Annotated in this window: 1 protein-coding gene; it reads left to right on the plus strand. The window is 57.7% G+C overall.

Going from position 1 to position 407, the window contains the following annotated elements:
• Positions 1-202: 202 nt before the first annotated feature.
• A partial coding sequence (locus ACZXDY_RS46470) for a hypothetical protein (protein ID WP_464350097.1) occupies positions 203-407 on the plus strand: 205 nt, incomplete at its 3' end.

The raw sequence follows: 407 nt of genomic DNA on the forward strand, positions 1-407 counted from the left end.
TTGATGACCGCCGCGCTACGCACTTTTCGCTGCACGGACCGTGGGTTCCCCTCCCAAACAACCGACGGTCAGTCCGAGTGATGCCTAGAAGACGCCTGGAAAAAGTCGTGAACAAGGTAGCAGATAAGGCGTCAAACCTGCGACTCAAGGCTTTGCCCGTTGGGGCTTGGGGCTTTCATCACTCGACCTGGGGAGGGTTGTGATGGACAGACTGAAGCACTCGCTGGAAGACCGTGAAGCGCCAACCTGCCCAACCTGCGGCAGCGAGATGCAGTGGTGTCGATCGGAGCTTGTTAGATTTGTCCCCGCAACCAATCTGCATCTGTTCAACTGTCCGACCTGCCTTCTGTTGGCAGAGTCAGAGACGGTTAGCGAGCCGGTTCAGGTATCTCCCGACAACCTCGCGG

It is taken from the genome of Bradyrhizobium sp. LeoB3, assembly GCF_055456055.1.